Annotated in this window: 12 protein-coding genes; 5 read left to right on the top strand and 7 right to left on the bottom strand. The window is 41.0% G+C overall.

Features of this window, described 5'->3' with window-relative positions; all coding sequences use genetic code 11:
• Positions 1 to 322: 322 nt before the first annotated feature.
• From AC50YG_RS22575 to AC50YG_RS22585, 3 genes are all read right to left on the bottom strand, one after another.
• A complete protein-coding gene (locus AC50YG_RS22575; RefSeq protein ID WP_494829811.1) occupies positions 323 to 4,468 on the bottom strand; it encodes a P-loop NTPase in 4,146 nt (1,381 codons plus the stop codon).
• Positions 4,469 to 4,842: 374 nt separating this feature from the next.
• Complete coding sequence (locus tag AC50YG_RS22580) at positions 4,843 to 6,348, bottom strand: ATP-dependent nuclease (protein WP_494829812.1); 1,506 nt, start codon at positions 6,346 to 6,348, stop codon at positions 4,843 to 4,845.
• Between the two features lie 62 nt (positions 6,349 to 6,410).
• Positions 6,411 to 6,824: a very short patch repair endonuclease gene (locus AC50YG_RS22585; protein ID WP_494829813.1), complete on the bottom strand. Its 414-nt coding sequence runs from the start codon at positions 6,822 to 6,824 to the stop codon at positions 6,411 to 6,413.
• Positions 6,825 to 6,962: 138 nt separating this feature from the next.
• On the opposite strand from AC50YG_RS22585, the gene AC50YG_RS22590 reads away from it, so the two are divergent.
• Positions 6,963 to 8,219, top strand: a complete 1,257-nt coding sequence (locus tag AC50YG_RS22590; protein ID WP_494829814.1) for a DNA cytosine methyltransferase — start codon at positions 6,963 to 6,965, stop codon at positions 8,217 to 8,219.
• Positions 8,220 to 8,260: 41 nt separating this feature from the next.
• Here the strand turns inward: AC50YG_RS22590 and AC50YG_RS22595 are convergent, their stop codons facing one another.
• Together AC50YG_RS22595 and AC50YG_RS22600 are read right to left on the bottom strand one after the other, a co-directional pair.
• Positions 8,261 to 9,055: a NaeI family type II restriction endonuclease gene (locus tag AC50YG_RS22595; protein ID WP_494829815.1), complete on the bottom strand. Its 795-nt coding sequence runs from the start codon at positions 9,053 to 9,055 to the stop codon at positions 8,261 to 8,263.
• Positions 9,056 to 9,086: 31 nt separating this feature from the next.
• Positions 9,087 to 10,181 carry a hypothetical protein gene (locus AC50YG_RS22600; RefSeq protein ID WP_494829816.1) on the bottom strand — a complete coding sequence of 365 codons (1,095 nt, stop codon included), beginning with the start codon at positions 10,179 to 10,181 and terminating at the stop codon, positions 9,087 to 9,089.
• 91 nt (positions 10,182 to 10,272) lie between these two features.
• Between AC50YG_RS22600 and AC50YG_RS22605 the strand changes: the two genes are divergently transcribed.
• From AC50YG_RS22605 to AC50YG_RS22615, 3 genes are all read left to right on the top strand, one after another.
• Positions 10,273 to 11,199, top strand: a complete 927-nt coding sequence (locus tag AC50YG_RS22605) for a restriction endonuclease (protein ID WP_494829817.1) — start codon at positions 10,273 to 10,275, stop codon at positions 11,197 to 11,199.
• A gap of 368 nt (positions 11,200 to 11,567) precedes the next feature.
• Positions 11,568 to 12,455 carry a hypothetical protein gene (locus AC50YG_RS22610; protein WP_494829818.1) on the top strand — a complete coding sequence of 296 codons (888 nt, stop codon included), beginning with the start codon at positions 11,568 to 11,570 and terminating at the stop codon, positions 12,453 to 12,455.
• 52 nt (positions 12,456 to 12,507) lie between these two features.
• Entirely contained in the window at positions 12,508 to 13,539 is a 1,032-nt protein-coding gene (locus AC50YG_RS22615) for a hypothetical protein (protein ID WP_494829821.1), read from the top strand.
• Between the two features lie 69 nt (positions 13,540 to 13,608).
• On the opposite strand, the gene AC50YG_RS22620 is transcribed toward AC50YG_RS22615, so the two are convergent.
• Together AC50YG_RS22620 and AC50YG_RS22625 are read right to left on the bottom strand one after the other, a co-directional pair.
• Positions 13,609 to 13,815, bottom strand: coding sequence for a hypothetical protein (locus tag AC50YG_RS22620; protein WP_494829826.1), 207 nt, complete (start codon positions 13,813 to 13,815; stop codon positions 13,609 to 13,611).
• Positions 13,816 to 13,841: 26 nt separating this feature from the next.
• A complete protein-coding gene (locus AC50YG_RS22625) occupies positions 13,842 to 14,180 on the bottom strand; it encodes a helix-turn-helix domain-containing protein (RefSeq protein ID WP_494829828.1) in 339 nt (112 codons plus the stop codon).
• Between the two features lie 179 nt (positions 14,181 to 14,359).
• Between AC50YG_RS22625 and AC50YG_RS22630 the strand changes: the two genes are divergently transcribed.
• Positions 14,360 to 15,931 (top strand): hypothetical protein, encoded by a 1,572-nt coding sequence (locus tag AC50YG_RS22630; RefSeq protein ID WP_494829830.1) that lies wholly within the window; start codon positions 14,360 to 14,362, stop codon positions 15,929 to 15,931.
• Positions 15,932 to 15,950: the final 19 nt, after the last annotated feature.

Genomic DNA, 15,950 nt, shown 5'->3' on the forward strand with positions numbered 1-15,950 from the left:
GCTATGCAAAACCACAATTCGCCGCCGCCTCTTAAGACGATTGTTTGGCGAAGCTGCTTAAGGTGAAGATTAAACTAGGTTCAGCGTATCGTCTCTAAAGCGAAATTTTTCACGCTGAGGTTGATTGAAAATCTCGCTTCATTTATGGTTTAGACAGACTGAGAGCACTCTATTGGGTGCTCTATTTGATGAAGCTCTCAATAGAGAATCCGGAATTAGAAAAGTCGTTCTCCTCTGATGTGATTATTAATATCAGCTCATATCAAAACAACTATATACATTATAGTACTTCAATGTACCCACTTAATTAGGAGTAAGTACATTATTTATGACGCTCTCTATCATGGGTAGAACTTAGTAATGATAATACCCATCTATCTCCTTCAGGTCGTTGTTTCAATGCTTTGAGTTTTTTACCTCTATGCATACTATTCAAATTTACTTTTTCTAAAAACTCCTGAGAGATGACGCCCAACTCTCCATTACTCATTTTCACAAATATTGAACGCGTAGTGTTATTAATCGAAAGAACCTCACAATCTACCTGTAATGAACTATTACTCTGACCGGTGGTATCTTCTATTGGATTCTTGACATCCCTCACCTTGAACGCACGCGGTCCATAATAATTGAATCCGAGAAAAAATTCCACAATATCCTTCTCATTGCTTTTATAGTGATTCGCACTGCCCGGTGCATAAAACACCTCTATCCCCGTGCCCTCACCTGCTGTATTTAATAGCTCGATTTTCCCTACTTTACGGTCTTTATAATACTTTACTATTCCTTTCAAACTAGCCAGACGCTCTACACTTGCATCATCAAAAAATTTCTCTGCTGGATTCCAAGTGCCAATTTCCGCATGGTTTATCAGCTGATATGCTCCTTCTTTCATTCCCACCCACTCATGACAGAATACATGACTGAATTCGTGGTTACGGGTACGGCATTTCTCAACATACTCCTCAGTATCAGATAAAGTAGAATACGGAGCCCCACTTATAGCTTTAACAGTAGATAGAGCAAATAGATAATATGCTGCTTGCGTTGTCTCTTTCAGGTATTCGCATTGTTTCAAGTCTTTAATAAGAGATTCCACATGCACACCCAGTCTTCGGCTTGCATCAAACCATTTACGAATATCATATTCCTCTGGTTGTTTTTTAATATTTTCAGACAGTAAATTCCTTACTTCCCTTAGGTCTATGTCATTAAGATTACTCCACTGATCATCAACTTTTGCTAGATGTGCGAAGACAATATTACGTCTAATATCATTTGGATCCATCCTTGGATCATCTAATAAGGTTCTCCATGTTCTGATTAATTGATCCGGCTTTTCAAAAAACTTCTTCAACTTTGTTTGCTGTTTCTTGACATTTACGCTCTTTAACGCGTTACTATTAATTGATTTGAATCTTTCAATTAAAGTTCTAGCATCGCTTAGGATTTGCTGATACCAAAGGGATTCTTCAGTATTCTGAGAAAAAAACTGTACGAGTCCCCCATTTTTTGAATACGTAGACATACTATAACCAAATTCGATTGCTCTTATTGCAAACTGAACATGGGATATATAGCCATGTTCTTTCTTTTGTGCTCTCTGCCGTGTGTACTTAAACTGAGTCGCAGCTTGTTCGAATAAGTAACGGAATTGTTTGTGAGCGTCATTTACCTCGTGTTCTGATTGCTTTCTTCCTTGAATTCTTTCTTGAATTGCATATGCTTGCGAACGATAACCAATTCCTTTGATATGGTAGAAGATAAAACTATCACTACGAGTATCATCAATGCTAACTATTTCAATTGCCTTATCAATTGCCTGATGACCTAATTCATAATTTTCTTCATTTTCATGATAAAAATAAAAACGTGCCAGATGTGCTCGAAAGTGGGGGTCTTCGTTTGGAAATTGCTTTACAAGCTCCTGTAAAACAGTCAACTGACTTTCCTTAGTTCCTAATTCCAAAATAAGTTTGGAGAAGTTTCGATCAAGTACTCCATTCTCTTCTAAACGGACAGTCTCATTTTCATCTTCATCTTCATCATAGGTATCTATATTACGCAAAATGAATACATTTTTCAGAAGATCCATAATTCCTTTATTTTTAGATGACACAGACTCACGAAGTATTCGAATAAATTCGAGCGAAACTTTCTCCAATTCGAAGGGATTAAGGCGTTTCATATCTCCATTTTGATTAAGGGACTGAGTAAGAATTTCCCACGAAATTAGAGGATGCAGCGTCTTCCAATACTGGCCTTCCTCATCTGATTCAATGATCAAATCAAGAATTTGTTTATTGCCTACAGCATCCTGAAGAATGATATAATCAAACTGCTTTTCTAAGAAAGTAGACAAAATCGACGAAGGTAATCCACTCGCTGACTCTTTAGAGTAGTAGGAATAAAAAGCTATAAACAACAGAATAGATTTCTGTTTTTGAGTCAGTTCTTTCATTCGCCTTCTCACATACTCTCCAATACTTATGAATTTTTCCTCATGTACGATTAGTCCTAAATAGAAGGGAGTGAGCAAATTTTTATTATTAAACTTTTCTTTGATATCTTTAAAAATATCCTTAAAATCAGGAAACTCTTTGCTGAACCGATTAACAAATCTCTCTTCCTCGGATGGAAGAATGCGTAGTGGGACATAATATTTACCGGTTTTAACAAACCTTTTTTTCACAATTAATAGAAGAGTAGGAATTGAACGCTTTTCGATAAGGTTATATAATTCATTTTGTTCATGCTCAGTAATATTTATATTGTCAATCACAACTAGTATTGGTTGCTCCGTAATTTCAAAAATCCTATGAAGCTCATCCACAGCCTCCGGATGGTATGATTGCATCAATACGGTTGGATACTCTTTATAAAATTCCATTACCACCCTGCGAGCTATCGTAGTTCCTCCAGCACCAGGTTCATGATTTAACTCGACGATGCCTGTGCTTCTGTTGGCTAGGAAAGATCTAGAAGCATCTACAACATCTCGCGTAATATCTCGCTTCACATCCCAGTCCTCATCTAATTCACGCCAGGTGATAATACGCCCCTGATAAAAGCTTTTGACACGGGAATTATGCCCTTCATCTGATATTATGTTTAGATGAACAAGAGTATAGAATCTGCTTATTTTTTGTACTTCATCCATCGAAATTTCTCGTGTTTTACCTTTTAGTCCTCGAAAACATGGGAGATAAATACGCTTCTCATTTTCCAAGTCAATCATTTGTCCATATAGTCGGCGGAAACCTTCGGCGATATTGTGGTAGCTTATATTCACATTAATCCCTTGTACTGACTCGAGTAGATCAACCATTGAATCATTTTTGTCCGTCGCGAACACAAAGCGAACATTACGATTAAACACTCTTCTTATTGTAAATATAACTTCTTTCAGATATTCACGGTCATTGAACAAGATGACTACCGTAATTGGTTTGTTGATTGAGATAGAATTATAGTATTCCTTCATTAGCAGGCGCATGTATTCCGAATAAAATTCATACCACGAGAAACTATTATCCTGTTCCGGCAAACTATCACGTATGGTAACTGTTCCTTTTGCCTTGAACCAGTATAGAGTATTGGGCACAAAATTAGGACTTATTTCGCTGTATGCTTTAATTATAGGTTGAACAACTTTAACTTTTTCATACAATGGAACAACTGCCCCCATAATACCTTTGGTTGGGGTACTAGTGTCAAAGTCGAACACAAAAGACCAATTAATATTCGCAAAATGCTTTTTCTCTTCCTCGGTTATAGTTACATTAGGTCCCGTTACTAGAATATAAGCATTATTCTTATTAAAATAGTGGCAGGCTTCCATCAAGTCTGCCCAGCAGGAGTTGAAGCCATCATCGTTTTGTGTTGAAATATTTATTTTCTTACTTATCTTGTCGTAATACATCATAGTTATAAAAATATAAGATACTATTACATTCTCCAAATTCTGATATACATCAGCGGGACTCAGCTTGGGATTGGTGTGCGTATGGCTATTTCTCAAATGATAAACGCTCATTAGTTGCACGGCAAAAGGCTTATTCTTGATTTCATTTTCCTTGTTTTCGAAGAATGCATCTCGTTGCCTGCGATTAAAATACTGCGTCTCCCTGAAAAATCTTTTAAAGCATGGTCCTAGCGTATCGGAACAGTAGGAGCCATCAATAATGGTATATAGGCGCTTAAAATACACCTCCAGCTTGCCCACAAGCTCCGAAAGTGCATTTCTTACATCAGTCAGCTTCTCATCTGAGTACCTGTCAGATAATGCTTGAATGACGACATAGCATTCATCTAGCTCTTGCAGGTTCAACTTCTTAGTAAATATGGTTCGGAATGCTTCCATTGCCGTATCAAATGAGCACGATTGCGAATAAGCAAAAGACATGGTTTGGTCAAAGCGGGGCTTGATTTCGTCTGTCATTTTTTCCTTAACAACGTCCCAGTTCATTATTAGTACACTCCTTCAGAGATGGCTAGTTACGTATCTCGTGTGAAAGCTTGTTGAGGGAATAAACAGACAACCATCTGCCATTTCGTCTATTCCTCCAGAGTCGCTCCTACCTGTAAAATAGGAGTTAATAATTTCAGGAGCTCCATTTCGCTATTCCAGGAGATACAGCCAAATACAAGCTGATTACGGTGGTCGATTAAACTGTGTAATAAATCCTCAACTCGTTGAAAGCACTCCGAATCGTTTCGAATTTGAATTAAAGCATTGTAAGGTTTCCCATCGCTTACTTTAAGTTGGCCAAAATAAGCTGCTTCAAAGTTCGGAAGCGATGATAAGTGCCTTACATTACCTGAAGGTGCAGCTTTGACCACTTAGAGTATAGAAGCATTATGCGCCCAAGCAGGATTTTTATTTCCGTTAGCCAAAAACGGCAGGTCAGTATCATGCAGTACAGAATACCCGCTACCAAAATGATTCAAAATTTTGCATAACGATACTATGGTTGCCTTGCCTCTGGCCCTGACAATATGTATATTTCGATACTTCTCAGGATTTTTAGAGATGATATATTTAAATGCCGTGTATTCTGTATCCCCTTCGACTATTATTGTATGACCTCCAAAGAAAAATTCAGCGACATGGGGATCAAACAAATTCAGAAGCTTTAGTCTTTCACGATCATCTTCGTCAAGTTGTACTTTATCCGGGCGGAAGACAGTTGTACCAAAAATGTCACCGTGTTCATTTCGCTCAACACGTACAATTGTTGTATTATTACGGGATAAATCAATGAAGGCAGGAGAATGCGTTGTAAGCATAACCTGCCAGTTCCCTTGCTTTGGCAAGTCGTAGAGAACTCTGCTCGCCTCTCTTACTGCATTGGGATGAAGACATAATTCGGGCTCGTCCAACAAAAGAACATGCGGTCTTCCGTTCGCAGCCTTTTTCGCTGCTCCGCTTTGCACAATTAAACGCAATGCTGACCAAAGCAAGGTTCTTCTTGCTCCGCTCCCTTGTTTGTCAATTGCACCTTGATAACCTTGACTGGGCCCCATCAACAGCTTTGAGGAACTTTTAAACAACGATATGTCGTTTTCAATATCATCCTCTGCCCTTGGATCAAACTTTACCACATAACCCGGAAAAACTTCGGAAATCGCTGAAGAAAGATCGCTCTCAATCGTTTGTATTTCATTCAGGGAATCGTCAAGAATCTTTTTACGTAAATCGGTGATTTGTTTTAGAAGCCGTGTGTAATCGGATAATTCTCCTTCCGTATCCTGAATTGACTGTATGCTTTTAATTCGGTCTTTTATAATGGCATTTAACAGATCAAGGACTTGCTTCTCCAGTTCCTGCGGATGAGCGAATGCTTCAACCATATGCGGTTGCGGACGTTTGGACTGTGCCACGCCGGGTGCTCCCCAAGGCACCTGCTCATCCCAGTCTTGTTTTTGAACATCATAGCCTTGTCGTTTGGGCTCGGCATTTGCCGAATACCATGTCCATCGTTCTCTGACAATAGCTTGCCCTTCAATTCTTTCAACCCATCTTAAAGCTAGGGTAGAATCGCCGTTTACGATTGTATGCAATTCAATTTCGGGTAAAGTATCAGTATTTACGTTTCCGTTAGGAAAGTCCGATTCGCTAAGCAGGCACTTCTTTGAACCGTGATTCATTACTAACTCATAGGCTTTTAAAATGGAACTTTTCCCCGCGTTATTGGGACCTACCAGAACCACAATCTCATCCAGATCAATTGTAACGGGAAGCGCACCAATACAACGGAAATTCTTAATAATCATCTTCCGCAATTTAGGCTGGCTCTGTTCAAACCAACTGGACAGTTCTTCATCAGTTCCCTTCTTTTTCGCCAATTCGGACTCCCCCTGACTATTGGTAAATATACCTATTCCTAGTTTACCATCTGTATCTACAGTCAGGAAGACTTTTGTCCTATAAATTCTATAATCCGTTTAATTGTCCCTTCCCAATCCGCCTTAACTTCATGTTCCCAAATTCTCAATATACTCCAGCCGTTCTCAAAATAATATCTAGTGACTTCCGAATCTCTCATTTTGTTACGATTAAGCTTTTTCGACCAAAACTCAGTATTGCTTTTCGGCAAAGTCCCATGTTCTTCACAAGAATGCCAGAAACAGGAGTCAATAAAAATGACGATTTTGTGCTTCTTTAGACTGAAATCCGGTTTGCCATGTAAATCGGAAACATTTCTTCTCAATCGAAGCCCTCGTCTCCAAAGTTCCTTGCTAATCAAGGTTTCCAATTTGGAAACGGATTTGACCTTTTTCATCATTTGGCTTCGAGTTTCTTTATTCACAAAATCGGCCATTTAGTTCTCCTCTTTTCCAAATAACTATTGCACGAACACTTGTTCTTGTATAAAATTGAGAGAGGCACTAATGAGTCCAAATATGCTATTATAGAAGCACATCATGTTGGACATCTTGGAAGGGAGGTTAACGATTTTATGTCTAAACGAGTCTACAAAACAATTGATTTATTCTCCGGTGCCGGTGGCTTGTCCGCAGGTTTTTCATCGTTCAAACGTTTTAAATCGATCTTTGCCGTCGAATTTGACCGTGCTGCCGCGCTTACATACAGCAGGAATTTCAATCACAACATAATGGAAGAAGACCTGCTAAACAATGAAGCGGTAAGCGTAAATAAGCCTGGACTGGTCTTCAATGACGATATTCGAAAAATTGGAAGCGTCAATTTGAAAGCGGACATTATTATCGGCGGCCCACCTTGCCAAGGCTTCTCACCGCTTGGGAAAATAACCCCTCGGGATGAGCATCTCAGAATGAACCAACTGTGGCAAGAATTTATGAGAGTTGTAGGGCAAGTAAAACCGCTGGCATTTGTAATTGAAAACGTGCCGGAAATCTTGAAATCAAGAGAAGCCATTGCAATAAGAAAACTGGCCGAAAAAATGGGCTATTCCGTAAGCTCCGGTGAACTTCATGCAATTGATTTTGGAGTCCCGCAACGTAGGAAACGTGCATTTATTATAGGTATTTACGGTTCTGAAGTACCTACATTACCTACACCGACCCATGAACGAAGGACTGTACGGGATGCAATTGGAGACTTGCCGCTTTATCCGGAAACAACCGAACTTTCCCCGGTGCCGGAAAACGGCAGTGAGACAATTCAAAATTTACACATTGGCAGGAATCCAACGGAGACATCGCTCCAAAGATATCGGTTAATCCCGCCGGGCGGCAACCGCTTTGACTTAATGAGAGAAGCACCCGAAATCACTCCGCGCTGCTGGTTGGAAAAGCCCACCGGCAGTACCGACGTGTTCGGAAGACTTCAATGGGACCAGCCCGCTTACACCATAAGAACAGAGTTCTTCAAGCCTGAAAAAGGGTGTTATCTTCACCCGGAAGCGCATAGGCCAATCACCCATAGGGAGGCCGCAAGAATCCAAACATTTGACGATCGCTTTGCTTTTATTGGTTCCAAGACCGAAATAGCCAGACAGATCGGCAATGCCGTACCCCCTGTGCTTGCCAGTGCCGTCGCCCAGAACTTGGCGAAACAATTGGACAAACTATCGGCCGCAGAGGTCAGAAGCGATCGTAAGCGTTTGAGTAATGACGAGTTTAAAATCTTACTTCAAGAAATCGTCGATGACGTGTATGAGTCACATCCACACACGAAAGATAGTGTTGTACCTAATATAATTATCCGCGAAGTAGCAACGATGGCTTACTAAAATTAGAAAAGGACTGCTGGCAGCAGTCCTTTTCAGTTTCCCTAAATATCGTGAAGAGCAATAAATTCTTCTTTTTTTATGGGCAGCAGCCCTCTGGCAATCAATTTTTCATTTTCATAACCGGAGTAAATACTCAAGCCCTCATGCTTAAGTGCAAGCCGGGCATCCCTTACCCGCTTCGAAGAATCCTTTTGCATAGCAATTGACTCAATGGCCGCTCCATTAAAGACAATGCCGGGACATGACCGGAAGAGTTCGTTAATCCTTTCCTGACCGGAACGCTTGGCATAAATTCTTTTTACAACTTCGCTCGGCAATTTCAATAACTGGTTAACCGGCAAGGCTCCTCTCGGAACAATCCATGATATTGAATTCCTGCCAGTCTTATTAATAGTCTTTTTCTTGTCCCTGTTCTCCCCTCCGTTTAATACTTCCGGAGTTATTCGAATGCAGCCGACCTGGAAATGGGACTCATTATCATTGGCAGATATCAGTAAACATAAATGCCCCATTGCTTCTAGGGGAATTGTCCAGTTATTGTGTATTGTAAACTTTATATCGACTTCTATTTCGTCAATCAGTGCATCCATCTTTTCTCCGTACTGCAATCCAAGTTCATATTGAAGCATGTGTTGCACGCGTGTACCAATATAAGTCTTCTCCGTCTTATCCAGTTGTTCAATGGAATATCTGCCCGTATACCTGCCGTTTACAACTTCATCGATCGACCTTCGCAGTATAACCCCCATCTTTGTTTCGAAGTTTTTAATTTTGTTCAATGCCGCTATAACCCTTGTCAATTCTTCGTCGTGTTCCATTTGCATTGTAGTATCCACTTTTGACCCTCCTGCACCAAGTTGAACTGCTTTAAAAACTCTGTATATATTTCTTTATAGCATCTTTTATAGGACCATCATGTATAGGCACCAAAGTTGTTGCTTTGTTCGCAAAGTCTTTAATGGACGCTCCGAGCAGAAAACATTGGTTATCGCTTATCAAGTAACGGTCATGAAAATCCTTTACATTCTTCAATTCAAAATTGCCTCTCTGTTTCTTTAATTTCTCGACAGAAATAGATGTTTCTCCCCTCATGTTGTGAACAGACGTAAGCAGGGTTATGTGAACGCCTGGATTCGTCAATTCATCCAACATGATTAAAACTGAGCTATCAATATAATTATCCACTACAAATAGTTCTCTTGTCGCGCTTTGAACAATACTCCTTATAGATTTATAGGCATCAAACTGCCTTCCCTTCTCAAAGAACTGTGTTTGCTGTTCCGGCTCACTATCGCTCCGATTTCCTACCCAATCCCATGTTTGATCAAACCAGGCTTGTTCCGTTGCATCGAGGGAACGCCACTGCGGGTTCTTTATTCCCACTTCCAACTCCACCTGATTATAGTCGTCGTATATATCTTTATAGAATATTTGCACGCTATCCTCAATAATGCCAAATCCGATATCCTGAAGGTATTGGCTCTCAATTGTTGAGACCACATCTTCAATTTTATTGGTAATGCTATTGTGACCATACTCGTGTATGATAAACAGGTAGGGTACATCATTTCTTGTAAAAAACTTAAATTGGACAAACCCAGTACGATTACCAAAGCCAATGTTACTATCTTCCAAGAGAAGATTCTTCTCCCGAAATATATGCTTTCGGCTATCGGAAGACAATCCATGACTTGCCTTATAAAGGCTACTTAAAATGTAGTGCTTTGACCCTGATCCCCACATACTTTTATAGTGTACCGATTCAAAATAGGCACGAGACAAGTAATCAAAATTTATTCTCATTTGCTTGCTCGTGAATGTGTCTAAAATAATGTCCCCACCGGAATACCTGCTGCAGATAAACTCGATCAGTTGCTTATACTCTTGAAGGCTAACATTCTCGTAGCTCGTTCTAATCTTTGTTAAAATAGCATCATAAACGAGCTGCTTAACATCTTTCATCTACGAATCCCCCGCGCAAATAATTATGAAAGCTATAAATTTATATTAACAGATGCACTCCTCTGATTTCCAGAAAGGGTTGACATTTACTATGCCGATGACATTTCCGAAAGATATAGCCGATGCTATGCGCGCCTGCATATTGGCAATTTTCTGGCCTAAAAATCAAATCATTGACTTCTTCAAAAACAACAGTTGTACCGTTCGTGATCTTGCATGTGTAAAAAACTACGAAGCCGAACAACTTCCTCGTGCGCAAATCGTGGACAAAGTCTTTGCTTCATTACATGCACGGGATGATGGCGGCATTGGCCAATTTAGAGCAATGCTCCAATCCCTAATTCATTGGAGCCATTTTGATCCCTATTATTTTAAAAAAATTAAAAAGTTGGATGAAGCGGAGGCAGCACGATTAATTACTCACCTGAGACAATTGCAAGAGATTCGGGATGCCAAAACAAAAGAAGAACGTCTAAAACAATCATTGGCCAGGGCCCAGGTAAACGCCGGTCCGTCCCTCTCCCAATTGAATGAAGACTTTGTAAACCTCTATCGAAATAAAGAATTGACTCCACAGCAGAGAGGTTACGAATTCGAAAAACTGCTTCGCTCGTTGAGTCAATTCGATAAACTCATTATGACCGAACCTTTTAAAATAGAAGGGGAACAGATCGACGGGGCAATAAAGTTTGATGGGGAAAACTATATAATTGAGGCCAAATGGCAGGATGCGCTTGTTGCAAGTAATGCATTATATCACTTTGCTTTCAAGGTGGAAGGCAAGCTATACGGTCGGGGCTTCTTTATTTCAGTAAACGGTTTTTCACATGACTCAGTTGAGCGTCTTATAAAAGGAAAATCAATCAATACTATTCTAATTGACGGCGGCGATCTTAGTTCGGTTTTCGAAGGCAGAATTTCCTTTACTGAGCTCCTGGATACCAAGATACGAGCTGCACAAACGAAGGGGATAATATACTACGATCCTTTACTCCAGCGCAGCAAAATAAACACTTGAACTTATCATTAATCGGTATAAAGTACTTTTTGTTTATATATTATCTCTTTGAATAGCATCGGAAGGGCACTATAAACAACAAAAAATATCCAATGCTTTCAATTCTCGACACAGCCTTAAACCCCAAGGCAACATTCGCTTTTCTGCTATCTCAACACCTCAAACAAAATTAGTAGTCAAAGAGCGATCCGCACATTAAGTGCGGGTCGCTCTTATTTATAAGGAAGGAGACGGAGTAAACCATTATTATGACGGCATAGTATCAAAAAATAACTTTAACCAGTATACGCTGTGCCCAATTCACAATTTTTTCAGTAACATAGTGCATCAAGTAAAAATGATCTTTAAATTCTAGGAGGTTCAATATCATGCATATCATTAAAACTCATCAAGATGTCGTTTCTTTACGTACTTCCAATCATAGTTCAGCTTTAACAAACTACATCATAGATTACTTTCAACAACTGCAAAGAATGCTACATAGAGAGGACGAAGCAGAATTCTCTTTGCAGAACCACGGTCACATAATCCTTCTTGAACCAGGGGATAATCTGTACTCCTCACGGAAGTTAAGCTTTAACGGGGAATCTGGCGGCTTATTCGACATCCATCAAGAATATGTTGAGGCCATTAGTACAGAGGGAATCACGATTTACAAAATAGCTCATATGTGCGATAACGACTATCTTATGATGTACTTCACTATAGCAGGCTCTCACGACGAAGCCATTGAGGAATGGCTTTATCAACAGGCAGGGCTTCCGTTAGCACCCGAGAAGATAATTCTTCAAAGCCTAAAGGAAATATTTGAACGCAATGAACTTGACTCTGGAAATGGAAGCTTTCAAGAAAATGCATGGATTATGGCAGCCTCTGCTCTGCTCGTTACACCCGATACTCCCCCTGATCTTTTCCCCGACTATGCTGACTTATCTCAATTCAAATTCGTTTTATCACCATCTACAGACTCATTACCAATCTATCTTGTTCGCACCGTCCTTCGCCTGAATGACTCTGTATCTGGCCTTGATGAATATGTCGATGGGAACACTTTCTGCTTTGAAGTCGATGAAACTTTAGAGACGGCGACATTATTGTGGGAAGATGATGCCTTCAACGATTCTCCCGCCTATCATGGCGGTCCGATTCCCGATGCACTGCGATGGGTAGCAGAACTGGCTGAACCATTTTACATTCAACTTGGTGATCCCTTTCTGCCTCTTCAAAGCGAAAGTACCGAAAGAAACGATAAATAGACGCAACTGGCGGTATTTTCACTTTAATTTAATCACTGAAGGAGCGATCCCCATGAGTCTTACCCTTAATGAAAAAGAAAAACGAAGCATTGTCGCTGTCGTACGAGAAAAGTTGGATATTCATCTGAATCATTTCCCATATGCGAGATACCCATTGGAGCCATTTAATGAATGGCATCGCATTTTCTGTGATCCCAAAACAGTTCCCTCGGATACACTAAAGAAAGCATTGAGTTGGCATTTCGGCAGTTGGCAGCGCAAAAGCCTCGCTTTAGCCCACCGTAAAATTATCTCCACGATCCTTAAATATTGGCCTGAATATGTTGAGCAACCAGCACATGCCGCCGAACAGGCATTCCACTTCTGGGAGCAAAAGCTGGGCGACTGGCATCACGGATTTGGAGCAGCAATCTTCTTACTTCATCTTCAGCGGCCGGATCAGTTTGAAATTGCTGACCGTCATCGGATTGACGCTATGTTTAGTTTGCTGAAAGCTATTGACCATGCCGAAAAGGAACGTGTATCTAGCCTCTCCTTCCTCGATCTTCAAGACTACACTTCATTCTTCCGATCTACCTTCCCTAAGCTACCTCATGGAAATGAGTCCCGTTCAAAACTGGATCGATTTCTAAAAATATATGGAAATCGTCATGCCTACAAAAATATTGCATTAGATTATCAAACTAAAGAACCATCCATACGAGAGTTTTCCTGGGAGAGGGCTTCCTCCAAGCAATTCGACTTAAACAAAATTACGCTTCGCTCCAATGCAGATGTTTTGTTCGCCTGTCTGCTCCTATCACTGGAGCAACATAGTCAACCCGGTGAGGCGCTGACGATAGGAGCGATCGCCGAATATATCCCTCTCGGTACAGCCGGTATCTGCAACTCTGCAAGCTACAACTATTCCATGATATCGCTTTTCGGAAGTCAAAAAGGACGTGACTATTTTCAATTAGAGGGTACTGTGCTACCGGGTGACTTTACCGAACAGGCCAATCAGTCCACGCGGGACATGAAATTCTACGCGAAGCACGCCGATCTAATCGTAACGCTCAACCCGAAATATATTAAAAAGTCATAACTCTCCACAACTAATTTTAATAAAAAGTGATGAAAATTTATGCCGACACCCTGCGATAACTAGGAGACCTTAGTTGGAAAAGAAGACATTTTGATCGACCGCATTGAAACATGCAACGAAACCATTGACGCTGTTTTGCAATTTCTCTACAAAAAGGAAGGTTCTGTGCATCTCCAAACCGTTCTCGACATCGTGGGCGTTATGCATCAAGTACAGACGGAACCTGAACATAAACTCATCTTCGTTAGGATCTAGAAAAGGCTTGCGGCCCGACACACGGACCACAAGCCTCCCCATTTACATTAACCCTTGTTCTTCTCCCAATCGAGCAATGTTCCCAACACTTTCAAGACCATCACATGATCCTCTTGCGATCGCTCAGATAGCAAATGGACAATCTCGCCAAGTGCGTCCCTACGTTCCATCGGCCCGAGAAAACGAAATAACTCCTCTAAAGATACGTCCAGGCCCGATACGATCTTCTCAAGGGTTTCAAGCGTCAGGTTTTTCTCACCACGCTCTACCTGTCCCACATAATTAGTATGTAAACTTGAACGCTCCGCCAATTCTTCTTGTGTAAGATTCTTTTCCTTCCGGAGTTGCCGGATTCGCTCTCCTGCCTTTTTTACGAGATCAGACACGCACGCATCACCTCAAGACAAGCTTACCTGAGTGAAACACGTACATTAACACACTATAAATGTTACTTTACGACATTATCTCATTCAAATATAATAAAATGTGAATCTACAATTTTCGACTGAGTTTCCAACATAATCATGCATCATTCGCTCTACTATTCCGACAAAAGAGGTGTCCTATGCATAATTCAATTCAACCCCCAAACGAAAACATCAGCCAACAACCGTTTTCATTCGAATGGAATGGCGGTTTCAGCTATCTCACCTACCTGAAAGTCAAAACTGACGTCATTCTTTCAGAACAAAGACTGCTGATCAACACGAAAAACTACATTCTCGGAGCTTTTCTAGGCAATTCAAAAACAACCGAAGTGACGATCGCTAACATTAAAAACATCTCAGTCAGTTCCAAAATCAATTGGTTCGATTTGGTGTTCTCCATTCTATTTGCTGTTGTAACGCTCATCAGCATGAAGTTATGGTTCCTCCTACTAACGGCATTTTTCGTCTATCGCACGTTCAATACCTGTATCAGCATAACAGATCACCATGACAACAAGATTCGCATTTCAACTGGCTCCAAAGTTTCAGCCAACAACTTCGTTCAGAAAGTATCGCAAGTGGCAAATCAATACATAGAGGCCACTGCCGCACAAAATAATGGACCAAGGCTCACAACCCCACAGCCTATTGTTCCGACAACGAAAAGCAGCAAGTCAAAAACGATCTTCCTGTTCACCAGCGCAGCAGTCGTTGCATTCGTCATTTTGTTCGTAGCCCTTCAGTCAAGAGGCGGTTCTGATAGCCAATACGTCGAATGGGTGAAAGAAGGAGCAGTAAACGGAACCAACCTGAAAATGAGCCAGGTCCTGGAGAATGAAGCGTATTTCAGCAATGTTGAATGGAAAGAAGTCCAGGAAGAGGGTAATGACCTGGACAATCTCGTCTTGTACCAAGCGACATTTTCCGATCAAGGAGTAAAAGTCACCATTCGGACTGTCTTTCAAGTATTTGGAGAAGACCATTTCAAAGCCGTCGAAACTTCTTCCGACGGAGATATTCTACATACTTCCGACTGGTATGTTTTCCTGGCCGATATGGCTAATAGGTACCAAAAGGTATCGACACCTATGCAAGTATCCCAAACAAGTGAGACGGAACAACAGGAGTCGCCTGCAACTCAAGAGACAACAACACCTTCGGAAAGCCCAGTCGCAAAACCTAGCGAGGTCACGGAACCAAAGTCCGATTTGATCAATCTAAAAAGCTTCGTAAGATGGAGTCCCTTCGACTCTGACGTCACTGTTCCGATTGAATTAGACGGGGAAAAAATAAGCCTGCTAGTTGGACTGGACTCTCCCAACGGAGTGAAGCTTCTCGCGCTGAGCGAATCCCTTGAAGAAGGATGGCCTCTTCAATTGAAGACCACCGAAGGTGATTTGGGCCCGTTCGACGAATTCGGTGATCTTAAAGAAGGATTCAATCTTTACATTAAGGAATACGATTTCGAAAATGATTCTGTCCCCGAAGTCGTGATCGCCGCTAGCGACGGCATGCTGGAAACCTACGCATGGGTTTTAGGCTACAATTATGTTTTCACCGAATTCGGAACGTCTCCGCTCGACCTCATTTGGTACGGAGAAGGACAATCTGATCTAATGCTCGAAGGAAACAAAATTTTGCTGCCGTTCGGATCTCAGGGTCTTTTCGACGAGTATGTTTACAGCAACAATGGATTCATTAAGCAATAGTTCATTAGTATAAAAAGGA

The sequence above is a fragment of the Paenibacillus sp. J31R34 genome (assembly GCF_059383715.1).